This window comes from Sphingomonas sp. (genome assembly GCF_042096255.1).
In the GTDB taxonomy this organism is placed as follows: domain Bacteria; phylum Pseudomonadota; class Alphaproteobacteria; order Sphingomonadales; family Sphingomonadaceae; genus Sphingomonas.
Genome location: NZ_JBELLZ010000051.1, coordinates 1 through 24,533 on the forward strand (window position 1 = coordinate 1; position 24,533 = coordinate 24,533).

Here is a 24,533-nt window from a genome sequence, read left to right on the forward strand (position 1 = left end):
GTACAGCCGCGCGTTCGAGGATCTGGAGGGTCACACCTTCGAGACGATGTTCATGGACATGGCCGCCGCCGAGCAGACGATGGGCCAGCCCGAGGCCGCGGAGGCGTAACGATGCGGCGCTATCCCGCGATCGGCGCGGGGCTCGTCGGGTTTGTGGGCGGCGTGCTCGCGATCCTGGCCTTTCATCCGATTGCGTGAGGAGAGGGACATGAAACCCGTGATCACCGCTTTTGACTGGGTGCCGCCCTTTGCGCAGGGGCAGGTGCGCGACCTGCGCGTGCGATGGGCACTTGAGGAGGTGGGACAGTCGTATGACGTGCGCTATCTGGCGCAGGGCGCACATAAGGGGCCCGAGCATCGCGCACTCCAGCCGTTCGGCCAGGTGCCGACCTATGAGGAGGGCGACCTTGTCCTGTTCGAATCGGGCGCGATCGTCTTCCACATCGCCGAACGCTTCAAAGGACTGCTGCCGCCGGAGCGCGACGGCCGGTCGCGCGCGGTGGAATGGATGTTCGCCGCGCTCAACTCGGTCGAGCCGCCGATCATGGATCACGCCATCGCCACCATCTTTGAGGCGGGCGAGCCCTGGTCGAAGGCGCGCCTCCCCTCCGTCAATGCGCGGATCGACGAGCGACTGGGCGAGCTTTCCCGCCGGCTGGGCGATCGCGACTGGCTGGATGGGGAGTTCACCGCCGGCGACCTGCTGATGGTCGCGGTGGTGCGCATCCTTGAGGGCGATGCTTTGCTCGATCCTTATCCCAACCTGATCGCCTACGTCGCGCGCGGCACCGCTCGGCCTGCCTTCCGGCGCGCGCTGGCCGCGCAGATAGCCGGGTTCACCGGCGAGCCGCCCGCCCGGTTCAAGGAATGGGCGGAAAAGCACAAGCAAGCGCAAGGAGAAACCGCATGACCTATGTCCAGGGTTTCGTCACGCCCGTGCCGAACGACAAGAAGGATGCTTTCGCCGATCACTCCCGCCGCGCCTCCGCGATCTTCCGTGATCTCGGCAGCGGGCGCGTGGTGGATGCTTGGGGCGACGACGTGCCCGCAGGCAAGGTCAACGACTTCGCCGGCGCGGTGGCGTTGAAGGAGGGCGAGACGGTCGGCTTCGGCTGGATGGAGTTCGCCGACAAGGCCGCCGGCGACGCCTTCTACCAGAAGATGATGAGTGACCCGCGCATGGCGGAGATGGGCGACATGCCGTTCGACGGCAAGCGCATGATCTTCGGCGGCTTCGAGGCGCTGATCGACGACGGCACGCCGGTGAAGGACGCTTATGTCGATGGCTTCATCGTGCCGGTGCCTGCGGGAAACCGACAGGCCTATCTCGACATGGCGACCAAAGCCTCGGCGATCTTCCGCGAACATGGCGTGTCCCGCTACGTCGAATGCTGGGCAGCGGACGTGCCGAAGGGCGAGGTGACCGACTTCTACCGGGCTGCGCATGCCGAGGAGGGTGAGGAGATCGTCTTCTCCTGGTGCGAATGGCCCGACAAGGCGACGCGCGACGCCGGCAGCGCGAAGATCATGGCGGACGAGCGCCTCGGGTCCGCGATGGAGTCCGCGCCTTTCGATGGAAAGCGGATGATCTACGGCGGCTTTTGCATCGTCAACGATGGCTGAGGAGGGACGGACATGACCAATCCGCATGGCACCCCGATCTGGTACGAACTCCAGGCCACCGAAATCGAGGCGGCCAAGGCATTCTACGAGCCCGTGATCGGCTGGACGGTCGGGCCGAAGCCCGAGGGCCCGATGGACTACCGCATGATCGACACCGGCGACGGCCAGGTCGGCGGGCTCGCCAGGCTTGTCCCCGGCATGACACCCGATTGCATGGCGCCGGGCTGGAAGGTCTATTTCGGCGTGGATGATGTCGATGCGACTGCGGCGGAGATCGCCGGGGCGGGCGGCACCGTCCACCTCGCACCCTTCGACCTCGAAGGCGTCGGCCGCATGGCGTTCTGCGCCGATTCGCAGGGCAATGTCTTCTACATCATGCGCGGCTTCAGCGACGAGACCAGCACCGCGTTCGAACGTACCGGCATGGGCAAGTGCAACTGGAACGAGCTGGTCACGGCCGACCAGGAGGCTGGCAACGCGTTCTACGCACGGGTGTTCGGCTGGAAATATCCGGACAGCATGCCGATGCCCGGCATGGGCGACTATGTCTTCGTGGAAGCCGGCGGCGAGACGATCGGGGCGACCATGAACCATGCCGGCGACATGCCGGCGGGCTGGCAGTTCTACTTTCGGGTGCCCGACATCGAGGCCGCGGCGGAGCGGTTCCGCGCGAATGGCGGCACCCTGTTCATGGAGCCGATGGAGGTGCCGGGCGGCGACCGGATCATCTTCGGCATCGATCCGGCGGGCACGCCCGTCGGGGTGGTCGGGCCGGGAGAGACGCAGTGAACAAGATGACGACCTGCCTCTGGTACGATCAGGGTGAGGCACGCCGGGCCGCCGAATTCTACGCCAGCGTCTTCCCGGACAGCCACGTCGGGCCGACCACCACCGCTCCGGTCGACAATCCGTCGATGGCGGCCGGCGGCGAGCTGATGGTGGAATTCACCGTGCTCGGCCGGCCGTTCGTCGGCCTGAACGGCGGGCCGATGTTCAAGCCCAACGAGGCGGTCAGCTTCATGGTCTTCACCGAAACCCAGGAGGAGACGGATCGGTATTGGAACGCGATCGTCGGCAATGGCGGGGCCGAGAGCGCGTGCGGATGGTGCAAGGACCGGTGGGGCTTCTCCTGGCAGATCACGCCGCGCGCGCTGATGGAAGCGACCACCGATCCCGATCGCGACGCCGCCAAACGCGCGATGGAAGCGATGATGACCATGCGCAAGATCGACATCGCCGCGATCGAACGGGCACGAAAGGGCGAGACGCATGCGTAGGATCAGGGGCAGCATGTTCCTGTCGCTGGACGGGGTGATGCAGGCGCCCGGCGGTCCCAGCGAGGACCCCACTGGCGGTTTCGCTTATGGCGGCTGGGTCGCGGGCGTGTTCGACGAGGCGGTGGGCGAAGCGATCGACGCGGTGTTCGCCGGACCTTACGACCTGCTGCTCGGCCGGCGCACCTATGACATCTTTGCGGCGCACTGGCCCTTTGCCAACGGCGAGGATGCGCCGATGGGCGAGGCGTTCACCGCCGCGAACAAATATGTGCTCAGCCGCAACGATCTCTCGTCCGACTGGGCGAACAGCCATCGGCTGGCCGACATGGACGCGGTGGCCGAGCTCAAGCACGGCGAGGGCCCCGATCTGGTGATCCAGGGATCAAGCACGCTTTATCCCGCGCTGCTCGCCACCGGCCTGCTGGACCGTCTGACGCTGCTGACCTTCCCGATCGTGCTCGGGCGCGGCAAGCGGCTGTTTGGCGAGGGCACGCCGGCGGGCATGCTGCGGCTCCTGGACCAGCGCGTGACGCCGGGCGGTACCGTGATTGCGACCTATGAGCCGGGCGGCGCGGTGCCAACCGGCGACTTCGCCATTGCACCCGCGAGCGCGCTCGAACAGGAGCGTCGGCGCCGAATGGCGGAAGGCCGCTGGTGATGCAGCTCTTTGGCCACCCCTTCTCGTCCTATTCGTGGAAGGCGCAGATCGCCCTGGATGAGAAGAACCTGAGCTACGCCTATCGCAACGTCGATCCGGCCTATCCGAATAATGACGCCGAATTGCGCCGCCGCTGGCCGCTCGGCAAGTTTCCGTTGCTGGAGGACGGCGAGCGCGTCGTGTTCGAGACGAGCGCGATCATCGAATATCTGGAAGCGCGTTTTGCCGAAGCGCCGCGCCTGATCCCCCCTGATCCGCTCGCTGCGGTGGAGGTGCGGATGCTCGACCGCGTCTTCGACAGCCACGTCATGGCGCCGATGCAGCAGATCGTATCGGACGCGTTGCGTCCGATCGATCAACGCGATGCCTATGGGGTAGAGCGGGCCCGCGAGGCGCTGGACGCGATCTACGCCTGGCTCGACGCGCGTGCCGAACAGGGCGAATGGGCCGCGGGTGACACATTCACGCTGGCCGACTGCGCCGCGGCGCCGGCGTTGTTCTACGCCGATTGGGCGCACCCGATTAACGGGCGTTTTCCGGCGGTCTCCGCTTATCGCGCCCGCCTGCTCGCCCGCCCGTCGGTGGCGCGCGCCGTGGAGGGCGGGCGGCCTTACCGCGGCTATTTCCCGCTCGGCGCGCCCGACCGCGACTAGCGGCTCGCCAGGAAGCCGCTCAGCGTCTCGGTGTCGTCCGTCGCGCGATTGGCGCGCGCGGTTGCCTCGGCGTCACTCATCGGGGCGGGCACGCCCTCGACATAGGCGATATCGGTCACCTCCACGGTCGCGCCCATCTCGGTCGCGGCATAGAGCTTCTTGGCGAATTCGGTCGGCACGCGGATGCAGCCGTGCGAGGCGGGAAAACCCGGGTTCCTGCCGGCGTGGATCGCGATGCCGTCCCAGGTCAGCCGCTGCATGAACGGCATGGGGGCGCCGTCATACAGGTTGGAACGGTTCATCACCTTCTTCTGGAGGATGTTGAACACGCCCACCGGCGTCTCCTTCCCCTCCTTGCCGGTCGAGACCGCCGAAACCGCAACCAAGGTCTGGCCGCGATAGACGTAAGCGCGCTGGTCGGGCAGGCTGATCAGGATGCTGACCGGCCCCAGCGCCGCATCGTCTTCCCAAAGGTACTTGCCCGGCGTCAGCGTCGCCGCGGCCTGGGCGAGCGAGATGGCGGAAGCCGCCCCTGCGCCGCCGGCCTCGTCGGCGAAGGCGGGCGAGGCGGCAACGGAGGCAGCGGCGATCGACCCCGCGATCGCCAGGCGAGCGAGCAGATTACGCATGGCACTATCCCTGAACCGGGCCGGAACCACTTTCCGGCCCTGTCAAGCGATAAAACGCACTTCGGCCATTTTGGTGCCATGGTGTGACATCGGTGAATCGTGCGTCAGCTGCGGCGAGCAGGGCAGAACGCACGCAACTCGCGGCAATCGTTCGAGAAAATTAGTGAACTTGGCGCTATATCTGGCTGCGTAGCGGGTCACGGGGATTACGAATCGATGCAGGACAAGCGCGAGCCGGTGCAGACGCGCCGTGCGTTGCTCAAGACGGGCGGGTTCCTCATGGGCGCGCTGGTGGTGCCGGAGATGGTCTCGGCCAAGGTGAAGCGGATCGTGCAGCAGCCGTCGCCGATGGCGACGCCTGAGGCGCCGCGTCCGGTGCGTCCTGGCGTCGCCGCGCGCCCGATCACCTCGCCGCGCGTCGTCCGGCCGGACCTGATGCGCTGCGCGATGGCCGCGCTGGACCGCCATTCGGGGCGAGGGCTGATGCGCGACCGCATGGCGATCGTCGACTTCAACGCCGCCTCGGGCGAGCCGCGCATGCACCTCGTCAACCTGGGCGATGGCCGGTCAAAGTCGTTCCTGGTGGCGCACGGCAAGGGCTCCGATCCCGCGCACACCGGCTGGCTCCAGCGCTTCTCCAACATCAACGGCTCCGAGGCATCGTGCGAGGGCGCGTTCCTCACCTCGGACTATTACGTCGGCAAGCATGGCCGCTCGCAGCGGCTGATCGGGCTCGATCCCACCAACAACAACGCGCTTGATCGCGCGATCGTGGTTCATGGCGCCTGGTATGCCAATCCGCAGATGGCCCGCTCGCGTGGCATGCTCGGCCGCAGCCAGGGCTGTTTCGCCGTGGGCGAGCGTGAGTTGGCCGACCTGTTCGACCGGATGGGCCCCGGCCGGATGATCTACGCCGCGAAGGTCTGAGAACGCCGGCGTCGCGCCGCGCGCGCGGCGCCGATCACGCGGGACCATAACAGTTCGTCGAGCCCGGCATGGCCGAGCCCGAGGTGATCCGCGCGGGCGGCCACCGCGTCGCCCAGCGAGATCGTGCCCGCGCGCAGCCCGGCACGCACCACCCGCGCCCAGCGTCTTGCGGTCTCCCAGCGGATGAGCTTGTGGTCGTCGCGCGACAGCGGCGTCACCGCCAGATAGGCGCGCTGCACCTGCGCCAGCCGCTCACCCAGCGTCATCAGCGTGGCGCGCTCCGGCACCGGCTGGCGGCGCATCAGATGCTCCACGAACAGCGGCGCGGTCGCGTCGGCATCCGCGCCGATCAAAGGGGTCAAAGCGCCTGCCAGCACCTGTGCGGCATTGCCGGTCATCGTGTCGGTATAGCGCTGCGAGGCGCCGCCGGCGTGGACACGGTAGAGCAGCAGCTCCTCGTCCAGCCGCGCCACCGCGCCGTGTGCGCGCAGGCGATGGTAGAGGTCGAAGTCCTCGGCGTAGAGAATTTCGGGTCGGGTGAACGGCTCCAGCTGCCGCGCCACGTCGCCGCGCACCATCACTGACGACCAGGCGAGCGGGTTCTCGATGTGGAGCAGCCAGTGGACCAGCGCGGGCGTGGTGTGGATCGAATAAGGGGACGGCGTCGCGACGCCATCGACCAGCCAGGCGACGCCGGTGCCGACCAATGCGGTGCCGGGATGCGCGTCGAGGTACGCCACCTGCCGCGCCAGCCGATCGGGGAGGCTCAGGTCGTCCTGGTCGCTTGCCGCGATGTAGCGCCCGCACGCCTCCGCCACCGCGCGGTTGCGCGCGCGCACCGGCCCGCCGTTCTCTTCCAGTGCGATCACCCGGAGGCGCGGGTCGGGCCAGCGGGCGAGCACGTCCAGCGTGTCGTCGGTCGAGCGATCGTCCACCACGACGATCTCGAAATCGGCGAAGGTCTGCGCTTGGAGGCTCGCCAGCGTCTCCTCGATCATCGTCGCGCCGTTGTAGGCTGCGACGATCACGCTGACCGTAGGGTCGGTCATCGCATTACCCGTTCGTGCTGAGCGAAGTCGAAGCACAAGCCCCCGCGCGCCGCGTAGCCTTCGACTTCGCTCAGGCCAAACGGAGGGGATAGGCTTGGCGCGAGTTCGTTCACGCCGCCGCCCGTGCCTCGGCGCCGAGCAATTGGTCGACGATCATCATGCCGACGTCGTTCTGCCACAGCCAAAGGCCGTTCGCCTGGCCCGAGAAGCTCGCCTCGCCGCCCAGCCGGCCCCAGGGCACGAAGCCCGCAGCGAGGCCGATGCCGTACAGGCCGAGGACCGGCTGGCCCTCGGCGTCGGTGACGCGGCAGTGGCGGTCCACCATCGGCCGGCCATCATGCGCCGCCAGCACCAGCGGCGCGCCATCGGCACGCTCCAGCGGCAGCGCGCGCGGGCGATAGCCGAGCGCGGCGATCACCAGGTCGGCGCGCGCGATCGCATGCCGCGCTTCTGCATCCTCGCCCTTGATCCGGTGCATGGTGACGCGCGGGTCGGGCACGCGGCCGTCGACGCCCAGCATGCGCAGCACCAGATCGCGCGCCTCCAGCCGGAAGCCGGCGAGGCGATAGACGAAGCCCGAGACCGGGCAGATGTCATCGTCCGAGAAGTCGGTGAAACCCTCCGCATGCGCGGCATCGACCGAGGGGTAGAAGGGACGGATCGGCCGACGGTGCAGCAGGGTGATCGCGCCCGCGCCGAGCGGCAGGGCAGGGCGGCCCTTGAGCAGCAGCGCCACCGTGGTCAGCGCGCTGGTCGATCCGCCGACCACCACGATGCGCGGCGCGCGCCGACCCGAGAGCAGGTCCGCCACCTTCTCGAACCCGCCGACCGCCAGCACCTCGTCGGACTGGATCAGCCGGTCGCCCGCCTGCGCCACCAATGGCGCGCCCGCCACCTGCTGCGCGGCGAGCCGATCGAGCGGCTGGTGCCCGCCCGTCGCGATCACCAGGTTGCGCGCGAGCCGGGTGCGCTCGCTGTTGTCGGCGAGGCAGCGCAGGCGGACCTGCCACAGCCCGTCCGCCTGGCGTGCCCACAGCACCTCGTGCCCGGTCAGCACCCGGCCGCCATTGTCCGAGACGATGCCGGCCAGCCGCTCGCCGGTGACGCGCAGCAGCGGCCCCGCCTCGACCAGGGGCACGCCCAGCGCGTCCTTGTAGCGGGCCACGCCGCGTGCGGCGGGGTGGTTGGCGAGCGCCGCGATCTCGGGATGCGGGTTGTCCGCGACCGCGGTGAGGAAGGTGTGCGCGGTAGAATCGCTGGTGATCGCGTAGCGGCCGAGCCGCCCATTGCCGACTACGGTGTCACGCTCGACGATCGTCAGCCCGGCGCGAGCGAGATCGGCGAGGCGGCCGTGCTTCGACGCAGCGGTGAGCATCGCGGTGCCGGCGGGGCCGCCGCCGACGATCAGCACATGGTCGATCGCGCGGGGCTCCGCGGGCAGGGGACGGCTCCGCACCGCCTCGCACGCCCGATCGAGCGCGGCGACCGCGTCGCGCGCATCCTCGGGCGTCATCGCGTCGGTGAGCGGCAACGTGACCAAAGCATCACCGATCCGGTCGGTCACCGGCGTCGGTTCGACCAGCGAGACCTGGCGGATCCACGGCTGCTGGCCAAGGTGCGGGCTAAAATAGCGGCCGTTGCCAACCCCTTGCGCATCCAGTGCCGCGCCGATCGCGTCGCGGTGAGGGGCCAGTTCGGGCGGGAGCACGACCGGCTGAAAGCCCATCGCCTGCCTGCCGACCGGCGCCGGCTGGAGCCCGTAGCGTCCCGCGATCGCGCCGCGGTACGCCTCCGCCACCGCCGTGCGTCGCCGGGTCACCTCGGCGAACTCGGCCAGCTTGGCGCGCGCCATCACCGCCAGCACCTCGGGCAGCTTGGCGTTGAGGCCCGGCAGCGTGGCGGTGCGCGGCCGCTCGAACCCGAAGTTCGCCATCGCGCGAAGCCGCTCGATCGTCGCCGCGTCACCGCAATGCACCAGCCCGCCCTCGGCGGTGGCAAAGGGCTTGGTGGCGTGCATTGAGAAGACGACGGGAAAGGGCGCGCCGGCGCCGAAGCCACCGCCCTCCGCATCGGTGGTCCCTAGCGAGGCGGCGGCGTCGATAACCACCGCGAGGCCGTGGCGCTCGGCCAGCCGCGCGTAGCGATCGAGATCAATGCCATAGCCGAAGGTGGCATAAGGGATCACCACCGCGATCCGGTCGCCATAAGCGGCGAGCAGGCGCTCCTCCTCGGCGGCGCTGGCTGACCAGTCGCCGGGGTCGATATCGCACACCAGCGGGGTAAGCCCGGCCCAATAAGCGGCCTCGGCGGTGGCGGCGAAGGTCATCGCCGGCATCAGCGCATAACGGCCTTCCGGCTCGCCCACCGCGTCGCGGATCGCCAGCATCAGCCCCAGGGTGGCATTGGCCACTGCCAGGCAGGCCCCTTTGCCGTCGAACAGCTGCTCGGTCGCCTCCGCCTCGAACGCGCGCGCCTCGGGGCCGTTGTTGGAGAACAGGCCCGACGCCTCCACCCGGCGCAGCGCATCGCCCAGTTCGCTGAGGCGCGGCGGCTGGGGCGCGATCAGGGGAAGGCGGGGCATGGCATCTCCGGACGGTCGAGTCCGGGCGCCATGCGGCAGGAGGCGCTAAGAAGCGGTTACGCGCGCGTCGAACGCCTGCAGCTCATAGGCGATCGACGCCTCGACCAGACGGTCCCATAGCTCGGCGATCGCGGCGCCCGGCAGGCCGGCGGCCTCGGCGGCGGCGCGGGCATTGGCGATCACCTCGGCCTTGCGCCGCTCGTCGCGCACCGCGCTACGCTCCGGCTTGATCCGCGCCGCGGCGTCCATGTAGTCGAACCGGCGGCGCAACAGCGCGACCAGCTCGCGGTCGAGCGCGTCGACGCCGGCGCGCACCTCGGCCATATTGGTGCAATCGGGTCCTGGCTTCACAGTCATGAACCGCGCCTTGGGACATGCGTGATGATCCGTCCAGCTTGACTGGGCTCGCCGCCACCGCTAACGGCCACCGCTTCGCAATCGCCCCTGCACCCCGGTGAAGCAGGCGGCCCGGCCGGCTTCGCCCGGACGGCGCGGAGACCGGGAACACCGTTGTCGCTATTGCAAAGGAATACAGATGTCGAAGCGCGCTAGCGCCAAGCATAAGCTCGACCGCCGGATGGGCGAGAACATCTGGGGTCGCCCGAAGAGCCCGGTCAACAAGCGTGAATACGGCCCCGGCCAGCACGGCCAGCGCCGCAAGGGCAAGATGTCGGACTTCGGCCTCCAGCTGCGCGCGAAGCAGAAGCTGAAGGGCTATTACGGCGACGTCACCGAGAAGCAGTTCAAGCAATGCTATCAGGAGGCCGCCCGGATGAAGGGCGATACCTCGCAGAACCTGATCGGCCTGCTCGAACAGCGCCTCGACATGATCGTCTATCGCGCCAAGTTCGCGCCCACCATCTTCGCCGCGCGCCAGTTGGTCAGCCACGGCCACGTCCGCGTCAATGGCGTGAAGTGCAACATCGCCTCGCGCCGCTGCTACGTCGGCGACGAGATCACTTTGGGCAAGAAGGCGCAGGAAATGGCGCTGGTGCTGGAGGCGCAGAACCTCGCCGAGCGCGAAGTGCCCGACTATGTCGCGCCCGATGGTGCCGCCAAGATCACCTTCATCCGCGTGCCGACGCTGGACGAGGTGCCCTATCCGGTGAAGATGGAACCGAACCTGGTGGTCGAGTTCTACAGCCGCTGATCGACGTTCCAGCGCAGCTGGAACGCGAACGATCAGCGGCCGGCAGGCGGAGCGGCTCCGCCGCGACAGACCTCTGGAATCACGAAGGGCGGTCCTCATGGGCCGCCCTTTTCGGATGCACGGCACATGACCGCATTTCGCGGGATGCTATCGTACACGCTTGTAGTGGAACAGGCGAACAAAGGGTGTGCCCGACGCGTCCACGTCCGCGGCGGCCTCCGTCATGTTCTGGCCGTTGGGGGAAATGACATAGGTCCGTACCGACGCGGGCCGCTTGTCGCGAGCAATGCCCATGACCAGCACGTTCGGCGCCGGTGCGTGGAGCGCGGCCTGATGCCCTTCATACGTGTCACCCGAGCTTTCCGCCGCCCGCCCGTCGAGCTGGTATCGCAGCGCCACATGGCGCACGCCGCCGTCAGGCGCGGTGATGTCGATCGTCGCCTGCCACTGGCCGGCGCCGGCATCGCTGAACGTGTAGACCACCTTCTTTGGCGGCGGGCCGTAGGTATCGGGCATCCTGGTGACATCAAGCTCCCAGGCGCCGATGAACGGGGATGCCGTGATGCCAGCGGGAGCGGCCGTTTCCGGCGGCTGTACCGCTGCCTGGCCGCCGATCAACGGCACGGCCGCGATGGCGGCAAGACACAGCGCTTTTGACAAAGGCCAAGCGTGAACCATTCGAAGCCTCCCGATAGGAAACCTGACCGAACATCTCGCACCGGCACGTCCGGTCGCCCCAGCTCCGGCTGGGACCTCCTTATTACGATATATGTAGAGTTATGAGTCAAGCGTCTCGGTGAAGCGTCCAAAGGACAGTCACCGCGACAGGCAGGTGCGCATGCGCGCAACAAACAAGAAGGGCCCGGGGCGGATAGCCCCGGGCCCTTGCCCCCACCGCTAGGTGGGATCCGGTCAGTACGTGCCGGAGAAGCTGCGGTTAAGGATGCGGCCCTGCGCATCGCGGCCGCTGCCGGTTTCCTCGCGGTCGCCGAACATCGCCTGGTTGCGCTCCTCGTCACGCCAGTGCTTCTTCGCGTCCTCGGCCGATTTGGACAGGTGCACCTTGGTGTCGACCGACTTGAGCCAGCTCGACGGGATCGAATGGTGGCGCCCGCCGGCATCCGCGTCGTTCTTGGTCAAGAGGATGCGGTCGCCGCGAACTTTGTCGACGGTGCCGACATGGGTGCCGTCAGAGCCGACGACCTCCATGTGCTCGTCGACCTTGTTCAGCAGGTCGCGCTGGCCCTGACGGCCGGTCCGCCAGGTCGAGAACTCGTTCTCGAACTTCGAGCGGTGCTCGCGGCGATATTCGTCATAGTCCCGATCGAGCGCGTCGATCTGGCCTCGGCGCCAGCTGTAATAGTCGTTATCGCGATCGCCGTAGGCGCGCTCGTCGTAGCGGGCGTCCATCTCGCGGCGACGCTCGGCATCCTCGTCGCCAAACCAGGAGCGGACCTCGTCGCCCGCGCGGCTGAAGAAGCCGCGCTCGTCATAATCATAGCCCTGCGGCTGGCGACCATAATCGGCACCGCTGCGCTGCTGGAAGCGATTCTGGCCATAACCACGGTCGTACGACTGGCGGCCAAAGTCGGAGCGGCCCGAGCCCTGGCGTCCGTAGTCCTGGCTGCCATAACCCTGACGGCCGTAGCTCTCGCGACCATAACCCTGGCGCGAGTCATCGCGGTCGTTCCACTCGGTGCCATAACCCGACCGGCCATAGCCGCGGCTCGACTCGCTGTAGTTGCGGGCATAGCCGGCGTTGCCATACTCACGTTGGCCATAGCGGGCGTTGTCGCCGCCCCAGTCGCGGGTGCGGTCATCGTCGCGGTAGCGATCGTTGTCGCGGCCGTATTCGCCGGTAGCGGCATAGTCGCGCGCGCTCGAATAACTGTAGTCGCGGCCCGAGCCATAGTCGCGGCCGTAATCCTGCGGGTCCTGGCGACCGTAATAGTCGCGCTGCTCGCGGTTGCGATCGTAGACCATCATCATCTCCTGCACTGCTTCGGTTGCGCGGTGCTGCAGTGGCATCGCGCATTCCCGTGCTAACAAGGGTCGGAGCGGGGAATGGTTCCGTTTGTTGCGAGCCGGTCGCAGGCGCTGCGTCGCGCGGAGCGATCGGACGGCTTCACAAAACGATGAACCGCATGGTTGCGCCGGGAGGAGACCGACGCTAAGGGCGTCCCTCTCCGGCGTAGCGCCGGTCGCGTGGGCGGGGCCGTAGCTCAGATGGGAGAGCGCTGCAATCGCACTGCAGAGGTCAGGGGTTCGATTCCCCTCGGCTCCACCACCCGCGTTTTTTCCGGTGAATCGAAGGTCTTGCCGCAGCTGCGAAAGTCGGCGATGAGCCGGTGATGCTCGCGCCGAATGATCCGTTCCTGAAGCGCAAGCTGGTTCGCAGGGGGCGGCGGACCGTGGGCCTGGCGGCCGAGGCGCTGGAAGCGCTGGCGGCCCGGTTCAACGACCCGTCATTCGAGACGACGTTCGAGGATCTGGTCGATCGCGTCCATGGCTGCACCGGCCGGATCATCGTCACCGGCCTGGGCAAGAGCGGCATCGTGGCGCGCAAGATCGCGGCGACGTTCATCGCCACCGGAACCCAGGCGATGTACCTCCATCCCGCCGATGCGGGGCTGGGCGATGTCGGGCTGATCGAACCTGGGGACGTCGTGCTCATCGTCAGCCGCACGGGCAGCGTGGAGGAACTCGCACCCGTCGTTACCTATTGCCGCCGCTTCGCCATCCCGCTGGCGGTGGTGGCTTCGAGCGCGAAGGCGACGGCGGCCCGCTTCGCCGACCTGTTGATCCAGCTGCCGCGGGTACGCGAGGCGTGTCCGGTGACGCTGTCGCCTACCACCTCGACAACGGTGCAGCTTGTCTTCGGCGACGCGCTGGCGGTGGCCGTGATGGCGCGGCGCGGATTCAGCCAGGAGGATTTCCACCGCTTCCATCCCAGCGGGCTGCTTGGCGCCCAACTCCTCAAGGTAGCGGACCTGATGGCCACCGGAGACAAGGTGCCCATGGTGGCGGCGGGTTCGACGCTGATCGACGCGACCGTGGAGATGACCCGGACCCGGTATGGCGGCACTGCCGTGGTTGACGCCGACGGACGGCTGATCGGCGCCTTCACCGATGGCGACCTCCGGCGGACGATCGGTGCGGGCGCGAACATGCGCGATCCGGTGTCGCGCTGGATGACTGCGCAGCCCTCCGCGATCGAGCCGCGCGCCTTCGCCAGCGAAGCGCTCGCGCGCATGCAGGGACAGAGCATCCTGATGCTGTTCGTCGTCGAACGTGACCGGCTCATTGGGGCGCTGCACATGCACGACGTGCTGGAGGCGGGAACCGCGTAACGCGGCTTTCATCCGGCCCCGGCTACGCCTACATCCGCCCGTTCCATGCCGCGACCCAAGCCCGCCACCTTCGACAAGAAGAAGATCGTTGCCGAGAACCGCCGTGCGCGTTTCGATTATGCGATAGAGACCACCTATGAGGCCGGGATCGCGCTCACCGGCACCGAGGTGAAGGCGCTGCGGTTCGGCGAGGGCTCGATCGCCGAGAGCTATGCCGAGGTGACGGGCGAGGAGGTGTGGCTGGTCAACTCCAACATACCCGAGTTCAGCCATGGCAACCGTTTCAACCATGAGCCCAAGCGGCCTCGCAAGCTGCTGCTGCACGGCCGGGAGATCAACAAGCTCCACGGCGCGGTGGCACGCGAGGGGATGACGCTTGTCCCGTTGACCGTCTATTTTAACTCGAAAGGCCGGGCGAAAGTGGAACTTGCGCTCGCCAAAGGCCGCAAGGCCCACGACAAACGCGAACACATCAAGGAACGCGAGTGGAAGCGCGAGGCCGGGCGCCTGCTGCGCGATCATCGCTGATGGCGACCCGCAGGCCCACGATCTGGCAACGCGCTGCCGCGTGGTGCCGCCGCAACCTGCCGACGCGCGAATCGATGGAAGGGAACCGGCTGCTCCGCCCGGTTGCCCACCGCGTGCTCGCGCCAGAGCTGTGGCGGTTCACGCGCCGGTCGGTGCCGCGCGGTGTGGCGCTGGGCGTGGTGGTCGGCTTTCTCGCCCCGGTGGCGCAGACGCCGATCGCGGCGTTGCTGGCGCTGCCGGTCCGCGCCAACGTGCCCGTGGCGGCGCTGACCACGTTCATCACCAATCCGCTCACCACGCCGCTGATCTGGGCGGCCGGCTATTATATCGGACGTTGGGTGCTCCATCTCGATGCGTCGGTGCCTGGCCAGCCGATCCGTGATGCCGCGACCTCGGGCTGGATGCAGTGGCTGATGTCGGATGCCGCACCCGCGCTTGCGGTCGGGCTGTTGATCCTGACTGCGGTGACCGCTGTCGCTGGCTATGGCCTGGCAGTATTCGGCTGGCGCTGGTGGATCGCGCACAAATGGCGCGGCCGGCTTCGCAACAAGGCCGCGTCTGACGCGGATGGAACGTCACTCCTTGAGTAGCGGCTCCAGTGCACGGGCCAGGTTCTCGACCGTGTAAGGTTTCTGCACGACAGTCCGGCCTGCATGCGCCTCGGGGAGCTGCGCCTGCTCGCCATAGCCCGAAGCGAACAGGAACGGGATCCCGAGCGCCGCCAGTCGATCCGCAATCGGGTAGCTGGTCCGGTCGCCCAGGTTGATGTCGAGGATAGCGACGTGGGGCGCGGCAGCGGTGCACGCGTCCAGCCCGGCCGCCACCGTGGAAGCGGTGACCACGCCGTCCGCGCCGAGCCGGTGCAGGTGATCCTCCGCATCGAGCGCGATGATCAGGCTGTCCTCGACCAGCAGCGCGCAACAGCCGTTCAGGATCTGCTTTGGCGCGGCCTGCGGCTGGCCACGCGGTGGATGCGGTGGGCGGGCGACGATCTGGCGCCCGTGCGTCGCCTCGCCCACGTGCCGAGCGGGGATGCGGAACCGCGCGATCACGCCATCCGGGCGATAGTCGACGGTCGCTTCGCCGCCCAGGTCATAGGGTACCGAGCGCTCGATGATCGTCGTGCCAAAGCCGCGCCGGGTCGGCGGCTTGACCGGGGGACCACCGCGTTCGCGCCATTCAATGGCGAGATCGTCACCATCGACGCGGCGCCAATCAATCGTGACAGTACCCGAGTCCGAGAGGCTGCCGTACTTGGCGGAGTTGGTGACCAGCTCGTGGATCACCAGCGCCATGGTCGAATAGGCCTGCGGATTGAGTAGGACATAGCTGCCGCTGGTGACGATCCGGTCGGGACGGTCGGCGAGGAAGGCCGCGGCCTCGGCATCGACCAGCGCCTGGATTGGGGCGGGGCCCCAATGGTCGTCGGTGATCTGGTTGTGCGCGCGCGCCAGCGCATGGATGCGACCGTCGACCAATTCCACGAAGCTGTCGATGCTGTCGTCATGCGGCTTCGACTGGCGGATCAGCCCGCGGATCACGCCCAGGATGTTGCGGACCCGGTGGTTGAGCTCGGCGATCAGCAGTTCCTGCCGTTCGGCTGCCTGCCGCCGCTGGGTGGCGGCGGCATCCGCCATGCGCAGCACCACCTCGATCAGCGTCGCGCGCAGTGTCTCGGCGACGCGCAGCTCGGACGAGGTGAAGGGCTTGGCGCGGCCCTGCACCAGTTCCTTCCACTCAGCGAAGCTTTCGCGCGGCGTGAGGCGCGGGCCGTTCGGCCCATATTCCACCGGCTTGTGCGGATCGCCGCCCCAGCGCACCGAGCGGATCAGCTCCTGCCGGAACAATACCACGAAATCCCGCCCGCCGCGCGAAATCGGGATGGCGAGCATGCCCGCGGCGTCGAGTGCGAAGCTCTCTCCGCCGGGAACGAGCGAGGCGAGATGATCGGTCGAGACCACCTTACCGTCGGTCAGCTTCCCAAGCGCACTGACGATGCGACGGAAGTCCTGCGGCTTGGGTGTCTGCCCCCAGAAGGCGGCGGTGCCGTCGATCCACACCGCCACGCCGTCCGCCGGAATTGCCTGGGTCAGGATCGAGCCGAGCCAGCCCGGATCGTTGAGCAGCCGCTCGTCCGAGGCAACCGCGCCCAGAAGTTCGTCGGCGATGTCGCGGGCGCGCCGCTCGAATTCCACCGTCTCCTTCCGCTCGCGGCTTTCGAGCCGCATCGAGAAGAGTTGTGCGAACAGTTCGCACACCGAACGCTGCTCGAAGCTGGGCAGGTGCGGCGAATAGTGGTGGCAGGCGAACAGGCCCCAGAGCTTGTCATCGACGATGATCGAGATCGACATGGAGGCGCCGACCCCCATGTTCTTGAGATACTCTATATGGATCGGCGACACCGACCGCAGTGTCGACAGCGACAGGTCGAGCGGCTGACGCGCGTGGTCGGTCACCGGCAGGATCGGCACCGGCTCGGCATGGACATCAGCGATCACGCGCAGCAGATTGCGCTTGTAGAGTGCGCGCGCCTGCTTGGGGATGTCGCTGGCGGGATAGTGCAGGCCCTTGAAGGTGCCGATTCCCGAGCGGACCGACTCCGCCACCACCTCGCCCGCGCCATCCTCGGCGAAACGGTAAACCATCACCCGGTCATAGCCGGTGAGCGCCCGGACGAGCCGTGCGCCCTCCGAGAAAAAGCGGGTGAAGCCGTCCGCCTGGTCCAGCCGCGCCATCATCGAGCGGACCATGTTGGTCGCGTCGGTCGTCTGGCCGCGGGCGGGTTGCGCCTCGACGATGATCTGCTCGCCGGAGAGGTGGAGGGCGATGTCGAACGGCGGCAGCCCTTGCCGCAGCGTACAGCCGAAGATACGCTCGACGCCATCCTCGCCGAACAGGATGGCGAGGCGATTGCGGAGGCCATGCACCGCGTCGCCGTCGAGAATGTCGGCCACGGGCGCTCCGATCGCCTGGTCGGAAGGGATGCCCAGCATTTTATCGAGATTGGCGGATGCCCGCTCGACCACCCAGTCGCGCGACAAGGCGAGCAGCACGCCGACCGGCTGGATCGCGCCGAGCAAGTGGATCGGCTCGCGGTCGCAGTTGGTCAGGTCGACGCGATCGGGGCCGTCAGCCACGGGTAGCCTCTGCAGCGCGGGCGAACAGATCGAAGATGATCAGGGCGGTCTGCGTGGCCTCGGCTCGCGTCGCCTCGTCCGGCAGCACTGTATCCAGTCGATCCAACAGCCCGCGCCAAGCGCCGGGCTCGGCCGGAGCCCGGAGAAAAGCCGTGGGGAGGTCGGCGGCGACGCTGCGGACGAGCATCGCGCCGCCCAGACGGGAGCCCTCCAGCACATAGACCGCGCCGCAGATCGTCGCAGCGGTGGAAAGGACGGGCTGTGGAAGTGGGTGGGCGGAAGCGCCTAGGGTTGCGAGATCGGCTTCGAGCAGGGCACCTCGCCGGCGCTGCGGCCAATCGGCGATCACGCGATCGGCTTGCGCTCCATCGAGCGCCGCTTCCGTCGGAAGAAAGGCCGCGGCCTGGGCCTGAAGGAAGCGACGGTAGGTCGTGGCATCGTCTAGGCCGAACCCGCCGAACGCCGTATCGACACGGGCATGCGCATCCGCGGTCGCCTCGCGGAGCGCAGCGCGGGCGGAAAAGCGCGTCCGGGGCGTGGAGACAGGCGAGGCGCTGGCCATCGATCAAGGGAACGTTAAGGCGCGGAGACAATCCGTGCAAGGCGTCGAACCCTTGCAGAACACTGACCTAGATCAATCGCAGAGCGTGGGCAACGAAGCGCCGGCGGGTACCAGCACGCCGTCCGCGACCAGCGATGCGGCTGTGTTGATCTCCGGCGCAAAGTGGCGATCCTCGTCCAGCGCCGGCACTGCCGTGCGGATCGTGGCGCGCACCGCCTCCAGCGCGTCGCTGGAGCGGAGCGGCGCGTGAAAGTCGCAGCCTTGCGCGGCGGCAAGCGCCTCGATGCCAAGGACGTTTGCCAGGTTCGCGGCCATCGGCAGCAATCGCGCAGCACCATGCGCGGCCATGGACACATGGTCCTCCTGATTGGCGGAGGTGGGGATCGAATCGACCGACGCGGGATAGGCGCGCTGTTTGTTCTCGCTGACCAGCGCCGCGGCGGTGACCTGTGGGATCATGAAGCCGGAGTTAAGGCCCGGCCGCGGGGTGAGGAAGGCGGGCAGGGCGGAGAGCGCGGGATCGACCAACATCGCAATCCGCCGCTCCGCGATCGAGCCGATCTCGCAGATGGCGAGGGCGATCGCGTCCGCCGCCAGCGCGACCGGCTCGGCATGAAAGTTGCCGCCGGACAGCGCCTCGTCCGTATCCGCGAAGATCAGCGGATTGTCGGTGACCCCGTCCGCCTCGGTCGCCAGTGTCACCGCGGCGTAGCGGAGGAGATCGAGGCAGGCGCCCATCACCTGCGGCTGGCAGCGCAGGCAATAGGGGTCCTGTACGCGCGGGTCGTCCTCGCGGTGGCTGGCGCGGATCGCCGAGCCGGCCATCAGGTCGCGCAGCGCGGTGCCGACCTCGATCTGGCCGCGGTGGCGGCGCAGCGCGTGGATGCGTGGATCGAACGGCGCGTCGGTGCCCTTGGCCGCCTCGGTGGAGAGCGCGCCGGTGATCAGCGCCGCGCGGAACGCGCGCTCGGTGTGGAACAGCCCGGCGAGCGCGTTGGCGGTGGAGAATTGCGTGCCGTTGAGGAGGGCAAGGCCTTCCTTGGGGCCCAGGGTGAGCGGCGTGAGCCCGGCGCGGGTGAGCGCTTCGGTCGCGGGCTGGGTGGTGCTCTCCACCTCGATCTCGCCGACGCCGATCATCACGGCGGCCATGTGAGCGAGCGGGGCTAGGTCGCCGCTGGCGCCGACAGAGCCTTGCGACGGGATCACCGGCGTCAGCCCGCGGGCGAGCATCGCTTCGAGCAGTTCCACCGTCTCGACCCGGACGCCCGAGGCGCCCTGCGCGAGGCTGGCGAGCTTGAGCGCCATCATCAGCCGGACGACCGGGGTGGGGGAGGGCGCGCCGACCCCAGCGGCATGGCTGAGCACGATGTTGCGCTGGAGCGTGGCGAGGTCTTCGTCGCCGATGCGAACGCTGGCGAGCTTTCCGAAGCCGGTGTTGATCCCATAGACCGGCTCGCCGCGCGCAAGGATGCGGGCAACCGCGTCGGCGCTGGCGGCAACCCGCTCCAGGCTGTCGGGATCGAGGCGGAGGGGCGCGCCGAAGTAGATGGCGCGCCAGTCGGCAAGCGGCGTCGTGCCGGGAACCAGGGTGATCATGGTCGCGCCTGTAACGAAAACGGGCGCGGAGATCATCCCCGCGCCCGCTTCATGCCGTTCGGATCGCCGATCCGATCAGTGTTGGCCGATCAGTGGTGGTCGCCCGAGTCGATCACCGGCAGCGTCTCGAACTGGTGATAGGGCGGCGGGCTCGACAGCGTCCATTCGAGCGTCGTCGCGCCTTCGCCCCAGGGATTGTCCGGCGCCTTGCGGCCGGCCACCAGCGACCAGACGAGGTTGACGAAGAAGATCACCATGCCGGCAGCCATGATCATGTAGCCGATCGTCGCGATCGTGTTCCAATGCTCATACGCATCCGGATAATCCGGGTAGCGGCGCGGCATGCCCTGCAGGCCCAGGAAGTGCATCGGGAAGAACATGACGTTCACGCCCAGGAAGAACACCCAGAAGTGCAGCTGGCCGAGCAGCTCCGAATACATCTTCCCGCTCATCTTCGGGAACCAGTAATAGAAGCCGGCGAACAGCGAGAACACCGCACCCAGCGACAGCACGTAGTGGAAGTGCGCCACCACGTAATAGGTGTCCTGCATGTAGTCGTCGACGCCGCCGTTGGCGAGGACCACGCCGGTGACGCCGCCAACGGTGAACATGAACACGAAGCCCAAGGCCCAGGTCATCGGCGTCTTGAAGCTGAGCGACCCGCCCCACATCGTCGCGATCCACGAGAAGATCTTGATGCCGGTCGGCACCGCGATCACCATGGTCGCGGCGGTGAAGTACATCTTCACGTTCACGCTGAGGCCGGTGGTGAACATGTGGTGCGCCCACACGATGAAGCCGATCACGCCGATCGCCACCATCGCATAGGCCATGCCGAGATAGCCGAACACCGGCTTGCGGCTGAAGGTCGCGATGATGTGGCTGATGATGCCGAAGCCCGGCAGGATCATGATGTACACTTCGGGGTGGCCGAAGAACCAGAACAGGTGCTGGTACAGCACCGGGTCGCCGCCGCCCGCCGGATCGTAGAAGGTGGTGCCGAAGTTGCGGTCGGTCAGCAGCATGGTGATCGCGGCCGCCAGCACCGGCAGCGCCAGCAGCAGCAGGAACGCGGTGACCAGCATCGCCCAGGCGAACAGCGGCATCTTGTGCAGCGTCATGCCCGGCGCGCGCATGTTGAAGATGGTGGTGATGAAGTTGATCGCGCCCAGGATCGACGACGCGCCCGCGAGGTGGAGCGACAGGATCGCCATGTCCACGGACGGGCCCGGCTCGCCATAGGTGGAGAGCGGCGCATAGACCGTCCAGCCGGTGCCGGCGCCGCCGAAGAACGGCGAGGCGAGCAGCAGCGTGAAGGCGGGGATCAGCAGCCAGAAGCTGATGTTGTTCATCCGCGGAAAGGCCATGTCCGGCGCGCCGATCATGATCGGCACGAACCAGTTGCCGAACCCGCCGATCATCGCGGGCATGACCATGAAGAACACCATGATCAGGCCGTGGGCGGTGACCAGCACGTTCCACAGGTGCATCGCCTCGTCGAACGTGCCCGGGCCGTGGAGATACTCGAGCCATGTCGGCAGATACTGGATGCCTGGATGCGCCAGTTCGGCGCGCATCAGGCCCGAGATGCCGCCGCCGATGATCCCCGCGCAGATCGCGAAGATCAGGTAGAGCGTGCCGATGTCCTTGTGGTTGGTCGACATGAACCAACGCGCGAAGAAGGACGGCTTGTGATCGGCATCGTGATGATGCTCGTGCGCGTCATGGCCCACGAACGCGGACGGGTGAAGGGCGGTGTCGGTCATCTTACTGGTCCACGTTGCCGGCGCCGGCCGGGTTGCGGGTGGCGCCCTGCGGCGAGGTCGGCGGCGCGACCGTGACGTTCTCGGTGGCGCTGGTGGCGGCATTGCCGGCCTCCGCCTCTTCCGCCGCGGCAGCCGAATTGTCGGCGCCCGGCTGCGGGATCACCGCGTCGGACGGCGCGGCGGCGCCGGCGGGGGTGGTGCCCGGCATGGTGCCGCCCTTGGCGCGGATCCAGGCGGCAAACTGCGCCGGCGGCACCGCTTCCACCGCAATCGGCATGAAGGCGTGGCGCGCGCCGCACAGCTCGGAGCACTGGCCGTAGTAAAGGCCCGGACGGTCGATGGTGAAGCTGGTCTCGTTCAGCCGGCCGGGGACCGCATCGAGCTTGATCCAGAAGGCAGGGATGGCCCAGCTGTGAATCACGTCGTTGGCGGTGGTGATCAGCCGGATCGGCACGCCCACCGGCAGCACAACGCGATTGTCGGTGGCGAGCAGCCGGGGCCCATCCGCATCGGTGCGCGCACGCTCGCCGGCACCGACCTGGTCGCGCTCCTTGAGCATGTTGGCGGTGATCTCGATCCCGCCATGGTCGGGATATTGGTAGCTCCAATACCATTGGTTGCCGATCGCCTTCAGCGTCACCGCGCCCGCGGGGGCGGGCTTGAACTGGGCGGAGAGCAGCCCGATCGAGGGCACCGCGATGGCGACCAGGATCAGCACCGGCGCCAGCGTCCACACCACCTCGATCGCGGTGTTGTGGCTGGTACGCGAGGGCACTGGGTTGGCGGCGCGGCGGTAGCGGATGATCACCCACACCAGCAGCGCCAGCACGAACAGCGAAACAATCGTGATCAGCGGGAAGAGGATGCGATCGTGGAATTTATGCGCGCGGATGCCATTCTTGGTCACCTGCGGCTGGATGCGGATCATGCCGTCGGTCGGCGCGCCGATCCGCGGCGTGCCGGCGAGGCTCTGGCGCGCGTCGAGCGCCGGGGCGCCATCCTGGGCGAGCAGCGGCGAGCCGGGCGCGGCCGGCGCGGGCGCGGCAACGGAGGTGGGGGCGATGTTGGTGGAGGTCGGCGCGCCATCGCCTGCTGCCTGCGGACCGGCGGGTGCCGCCGCCGTGGCCGGTGCGGCCGTGTTCTGCGCCTGTGCGGACCCGAAGCCGGCGATCGCCAGGCCTGCCGCCAGCACCACTCCCTTGAAACCCCTGATCATCGTCTTGTCGTTACCCCTGCCAGGACGGGCCGCGGGCGTTGTCCTTCGGCACGGCGCCAAGAGACTGCGTCCATCGGGCCGGGCTATAGGCAAGCGGGCATGCCGCCTCAAGCCGCGTACCGCCTTTTTTACGGTGCGCGGAATTTGCCCGGCTGCGGGCGCGCGCCTATCTGCGGGCAAGCTCAGGGAGATTGCTTTGACCGAAGACGAGGTTCTGGCCGAGTTCCGCGCCGCCGATGCGCTGCTGGAAGGCCATTTCATCCTGTCCTCGGGCCTGCGCAGCCCCCGTTATCTCCAGTGCGCGCGGGTGCTGATGGACCCGCGCCGCGGCGCCCGGCTGTGCGAGGCGCTGGCGGCGCGTATTCCGGCCGAGCTGCGCGAGCAGGTCACCGCGGTGGTCTCGCCGGCGATGGGCGGGGTGATCGCGGGCCATGAGATGGCGCGCGCGCTGGGCGTGGAGGCGATGTTCGTCGAGCGCCCCACCGGCACCTTCGAGCTGCGCCGCGGCTTCCGGCTGGAGCCGGGGCAGAATGTGCTGATGGTGGAGGACGTCGTCACCACCGGGCTTTCCTCGCGCGAGGCGATCAAGGCGATCGAGGCGGCGGGCGGCCGGGTGATCGCGGGCGCGGCGCTGGTCGACCGCTCCAACGGAGCGGCCGACATCGGCGTACCCTTCTTTCCGCTGATCCGGCTGGACGTGCCGAGCTACGAGGCGGACGCGCTGCCGCCCGAGCTCCAGGCGATCCCCCCAATCAAGCCGGGGAGCCGGGCGGCAGCATGAGCCTTCCGCTCCGCCTCGGGGTCAATATCGATCACGTCGCCACCGTGCGCAATGCGCGGGGTGGGGCGGTGCCCGATCCGGTGCGCGCGGCGATGCTGGCGGTGCAGGCGGGGGCGGACGGGATCACCGCGCACCTGCGCGAGGATCGCCGCCACATCACGGATGGCGACATCACCCGGCTGATGTCCGCATTGCCGGTACCGCTCAACCTGGAGATGGCAGCGACCGAGGAGATGCTGGCGATCGCGCTGCGCCACCGCCCGCATGCCGCCTGCATCGTTCCCGAGAAGCGTGAGGAGCGGACCACCGAGGGCGGCATCGACGCGGCGGGGCAGTTCGAGCGCCTCGCGCCGATTGTCGCCGCGCTGGGCGAAGCAGGCGTGCGCGTATCCCTCTTCATCGAGCCTGCCTCTGCGCAGATCGACGCGGCGGTGCGGCTGGGCGCCCCGGTGGTGGAACTGCACACCGGCCATTATGCCGAACTGGACGGCGACGCCCGCGCCGCCGAGCTGCGCCGCCTGTCCGACGCCGCCGCGCTCGCCGCCAAGAACGGTATCGAGGTGCATGCCGGACACGGCCTGACCTATGACAATGTCGTCCCCGTCGCCGCGATTCCGCAGGTGGTGGAGCTCAACATCGGGCATTTCCTGATCGGCGAGGCGATCTTTGTCGGGCTGAAGGACAGCGTGGCGCGGATGCGCGAGGCGATGGAGGCGTCGCGGTGAAGATCGTGGGGCGCCGTGTCTCTGTTGGCTATCGATTACTCGTGCTGCTGGCCATATGCGCCCTCGCTGCTTCGACCGTTTATGCATTGATGGCGGTCGCTGTGGCAGGGCCTCACGAGCCCATATCAGTCGCGATCCGGCTCTTCTATGTGGTCAGCCCGGTGATCTGCGGCTTCCTGTTGGTCCGAGGTGTCAGCCACGGATCGTTCGAGCCACGTCAGGCTTTTGGTCATCTGATCGGGGCTACTCTGGTGCCGCTTGTTCCTTGGGCATTGATTGGGCTCATGCTCTTGTTTCGCGCGTCATGATCATCGGCCTCGGCTCC

General features: G+C 68.1%; 25 protein-coding genes and 1 tRNA gene. 15 read left to right on the top strand and 11 right to left on the bottom strand.

The genetic code is table 11. From position 1 onward, the window contains the following. Positions 1 to 208 precede the first annotated feature (208 nt). Genes ACFDTH_RS10665 through ACFDTH_RS10690 form a run of 6 tightly spaced genes read left to right on the top strand, consistent with a single transcriptional unit; the run spans position 209 to position 4,211 of the window. A complete protein-coding gene (locus ACFDTH_RS10665) occupies positions 209 to 910 on the top strand; it encodes a glutathione S-transferase family protein (RefSeq protein WP_375287505.1) in 702 nt (233 codons plus the stop codon). Then, the gene (locus ACFDTH_RS10670) at positions 907 to 1,623 is read left to right on the top strand and encodes a DUF1428 domain-containing protein (protein ID WP_375287506.1); all 717 of its coding nucleotides are present in this window, start codon (positions 907 to 909) and stop codon (positions 1,621 to 1,623) included. Before ACFDTH_RS10665 ends, ACFDTH_RS10670 begins: the two co-directional genes overlap by 4 nt. Positions 1,624 to 1,635: 12 nt before the next feature. Beyond that, on the top strand, positions 1,636 to 2,412 hold the full coding sequence (locus ACFDTH_RS10675) for a VOC family protein (RefSeq protein WP_375287507.1): 777 nt from the start codon (positions 1,636 to 1,638) through the stop codon (positions 2,410 to 2,412). 5 nt (positions 2,413 to 2,417) lie between these two features. Continuing rightward, positions 2,418 to 2,900 carry a VOC family protein gene (locus ACFDTH_RS10680; protein WP_375287528.1) on the top strand — a complete coding sequence of 161 codons (483 nt, stop codon included), beginning with the start codon at positions 2,418 to 2,420 and terminating at the stop codon, positions 2,898 to 2,900. Next, positions 2,893 to 3,558, top strand: a complete 666-nt coding sequence (locus ACFDTH_RS10685) for a dihydrofolate reductase family protein (protein WP_375287508.1) — start codon at positions 2,893 to 2,895, stop codon at positions 3,556 to 3,558. Before ACFDTH_RS10680 ends, ACFDTH_RS10685 begins: the two co-directional genes overlap by 8 nt. Then, positions 3,558 to 4,211: a glutathione S-transferase family protein gene (locus ACFDTH_RS10690; protein ID WP_375287529.1), complete on the top strand. Its 654-nt coding sequence runs from the start codon at positions 3,558 to 3,560 to the stop codon at positions 4,209 to 4,211. The genes ACFDTH_RS10685 and ACFDTH_RS10690 overlap by 1 nt, the downstream gene beginning before the upstream one ends. On the opposite strand, the gene ACFDTH_RS10695 is transcribed toward ACFDTH_RS10690, so the two are convergent. Then, a complete protein-coding gene (locus ACFDTH_RS10695; protein ID WP_375287509.1) occupies positions 4,208 to 4,840 on the bottom strand; it encodes a L,D-transpeptidase family protein in 633 nt (210 codons plus the stop codon). The genes ACFDTH_RS10690 and ACFDTH_RS10695 overlap by 4 nt on opposite strands. Positions 4,841 to 5,056: 216 nt before the next feature. Here ACFDTH_RS10695 and ACFDTH_RS10700 point away from each other — a divergent pair, with 216 nt between their 5' ends. Continuing rightward, positions 5,057 to 5,767 (top strand): murein L,D-transpeptidase catalytic domain family protein, encoded by a 711-nt coding sequence (locus ACFDTH_RS10700; RefSeq protein WP_375287510.1) that lies wholly within the window; start codon positions 5,057 to 5,059, stop codon positions 5,765 to 5,767. Here ACFDTH_RS10700 and ACFDTH_RS10705 read toward each other — a convergent pair. From ACFDTH_RS10705 to ACFDTH_RS10715, 3 genes are all read right to left on the bottom strand, one after another. After that, positions 5,749 to 6,816 (bottom strand): glycosyltransferase family 2 protein, encoded by a 1,068-nt coding sequence (locus tag ACFDTH_RS10705; protein ID WP_375287511.1) that lies wholly within the window; start codon positions 6,814 to 6,816, stop codon positions 5,749 to 5,751. The two genes, ACFDTH_RS10700 and ACFDTH_RS10705, sit on opposite strands and share 19 nt — an antisense overlap. 109 nt (positions 6,817 to 6,925) lie before the next feature. After that, a complete protein-coding gene (locus tag ACFDTH_RS10710; protein WP_375287512.1) occupies positions 6,926 to 9,397 on the bottom strand; it encodes a DegT/DnrJ/EryC1/StrS family aminotransferase in 2,472 nt (823 codons plus the stop codon). 45 nt (positions 9,398 to 9,442) lie between these two features. Continuing rightward, positions 9,443 to 9,754 carry a chorismate mutase gene (locus tag ACFDTH_RS10715; protein WP_375287513.1) on the bottom strand — a complete coding sequence of 104 codons (312 nt, stop codon included), beginning with the start codon at positions 9,752 to 9,754 and terminating at the stop codon, positions 9,443 to 9,445. Positions 9,755 to 9,932: 178 nt separating this feature from the next. On the opposite strand from ACFDTH_RS10715, the gene rpsD reads away from it, so the two are divergent. Continuing rightward, on the top strand, positions 9,933 to 10,547 hold the full coding sequence (rpsD, locus tag ACFDTH_RS10720) for a 30S ribosomal protein S4 (RefSeq protein ID WP_375287514.1): 615 nt from the start codon (positions 9,933 to 9,935) through the stop codon (positions 10,545 to 10,547). Between the two features lie 147 nt (positions 10,548 to 10,694). Here the strand turns inward: rpsD and ACFDTH_RS10725 are convergent, their stop codons facing one another. Both ACFDTH_RS10725 and ACFDTH_RS10730 read right to left on the bottom strand, forming a co-directional pair. Continuing rightward, a complete protein-coding gene (locus ACFDTH_RS10725) occupies positions 10,695 to 11,225 on the bottom strand; it encodes a hypothetical protein (RefSeq protein ID WP_375287515.1) in 531 nt (176 codons plus the stop codon). Positions 11,226 to 11,459: 234 nt separating this feature from the next. Next, complete coding sequence (locus ACFDTH_RS10730; RefSeq protein WP_375287516.1) at positions 11,460 to 12,575, bottom strand: DUF2171 domain-containing protein; 1,116 nt, start codon at positions 12,573 to 12,575, stop codon at positions 11,460 to 11,462. A 183-nt stretch (positions 12,576 to 12,758) separates the two neighbouring features. On the opposite strand from ACFDTH_RS10730, the gene ACFDTH_RS10735 reads away from it, so the two are divergent. The 4 genes from ACFDTH_RS10735 to ACFDTH_RS10750 all read left to right on the top strand — a co-directional run bounded on the left by ACFDTH_RS10735 (position 12,759) and on the right by ACFDTH_RS10750 (position 15,015). Then, positions 12,759 to 12,834 (top strand) — tRNA-Ala (locus ACFDTH_RS10735). A gap of 64 nt (positions 12,835 to 12,898) precedes the next feature. Then, positions 12,899 to 13,897 carry an SIS domain-containing protein gene (locus ACFDTH_RS10740; RefSeq protein ID WP_375287517.1) on the top strand — a complete coding sequence of 333 codons (999 nt, stop codon included), beginning with the start codon at positions 12,899 to 12,901 and terminating at the stop codon, positions 13,895 to 13,897. 45 nt (positions 13,898 to 13,942) lie between these two features. Continuing rightward, positions 13,943 to 14,425: an SsrA-binding protein SmpB gene (smpB, locus tag ACFDTH_RS10745; protein WP_375287518.1), complete on the top strand. Its 483-nt coding sequence runs from the start codon at positions 13,943 to 13,945 to the stop codon at positions 14,423 to 14,425. Next, entirely contained in the window at positions 14,425 to 15,015 is a 591-nt protein-coding gene (locus ACFDTH_RS10750; protein ID WP_375287519.1) for a DUF2062 domain-containing protein, read from the top strand. The genes smpB and ACFDTH_RS10750 overlap by 1 nt, the downstream gene beginning before the upstream one ends. Here ACFDTH_RS10750 and ACFDTH_RS10755 read toward each other — a convergent pair. The 5 genes from ACFDTH_RS10755 to coxB all read right to left on the bottom strand — a co-directional run bounded on the left by ACFDTH_RS10755 (position 15,001) and on the right by coxB (position 22,702). Beyond that, entirely contained in the window at positions 15,001 to 17,562 is a 2,562-nt protein-coding gene (locus ACFDTH_RS10755) for an HWE histidine kinase domain-containing protein (protein ID WP_375287520.1), read from the bottom strand. The genes ACFDTH_RS10750 and ACFDTH_RS10755 overlap by 15 nt on opposite strands. Further along, a complete protein-coding gene (locus ACFDTH_RS10760) occupies positions 17,555 to 18,124 on the bottom strand; it encodes a biliverdin-producing heme oxygenase (RefSeq protein WP_375287521.1) in 570 nt (189 codons plus the stop codon). The genes ACFDTH_RS10755 and ACFDTH_RS10760 overlap by 8 nt, the downstream gene beginning before the upstream one ends. 72 nt (positions 18,125 to 18,196) lie before the next feature. Further along, positions 18,197 to 19,720 (bottom strand): histidine ammonia-lyase, encoded by a 1,524-nt coding sequence (hutH, locus tag ACFDTH_RS10765; RefSeq protein WP_375287522.1) that lies wholly within the window; start codon positions 19,718 to 19,720, stop codon positions 18,197 to 18,199. An 89-nt stretch (positions 19,721 to 19,809) separates the two neighbouring features. After that, a complete protein-coding gene (ctaD, locus tag ACFDTH_RS10770; protein ID WP_375287523.1) occupies positions 19,810 to 21,486 on the bottom strand; it encodes a cytochrome c oxidase subunit I in 1,677 nt (558 codons plus the stop codon). A gap of 1 nt (position 21,487) precedes the next feature. Next, positions 21,488 to 22,702, bottom strand: a complete 1,215-nt coding sequence (gene coxB, locus ACFDTH_RS10775; RefSeq protein WP_375287524.1) for a cytochrome c oxidase subunit II — start codon at positions 22,700 to 22,702, stop codon at positions 21,488 to 21,490. 196 nt (positions 22,703 to 22,898) lie between these two features. On the opposite strand from coxB, the gene pyrE reads away from it, so the two are divergent. The 3 genes from pyrE to ACFDTH_RS10790 are packed head-to-tail and all read left to right on the top strand — an operon-like array spanning position 22,899 to position 24,516. After that, positions 22,899 to 23,483 carry an orotate phosphoribosyltransferase gene (gene pyrE, locus ACFDTH_RS10780; RefSeq protein WP_375287525.1) on the top strand — a complete coding sequence of 195 codons (585 nt, stop codon included), beginning with the start codon at positions 22,899 to 22,901 and terminating at the stop codon, positions 23,481 to 23,483. Beyond that, positions 23,480 to 24,208 carry a pyridoxine 5'-phosphate synthase gene (locus ACFDTH_RS10785; protein WP_375287526.1) on the top strand — a complete coding sequence of 243 codons (729 nt, stop codon included), beginning with the start codon at positions 23,480 to 23,482 and terminating at the stop codon, positions 24,206 to 24,208. Before pyrE ends, ACFDTH_RS10785 begins: the two co-directional genes overlap by 4 nt. After that, positions 24,205 to 24,516, top strand: a complete 312-nt coding sequence (locus ACFDTH_RS10790; protein WP_375287527.1) for a hypothetical protein — start codon at positions 24,205 to 24,207, stop codon at positions 24,514 to 24,516. The genes ACFDTH_RS10785 and ACFDTH_RS10790 overlap by 4 nt, the downstream gene beginning before the upstream one ends. Positions 24,517 to 24,533 lie beyond the last annotated feature (17 nt).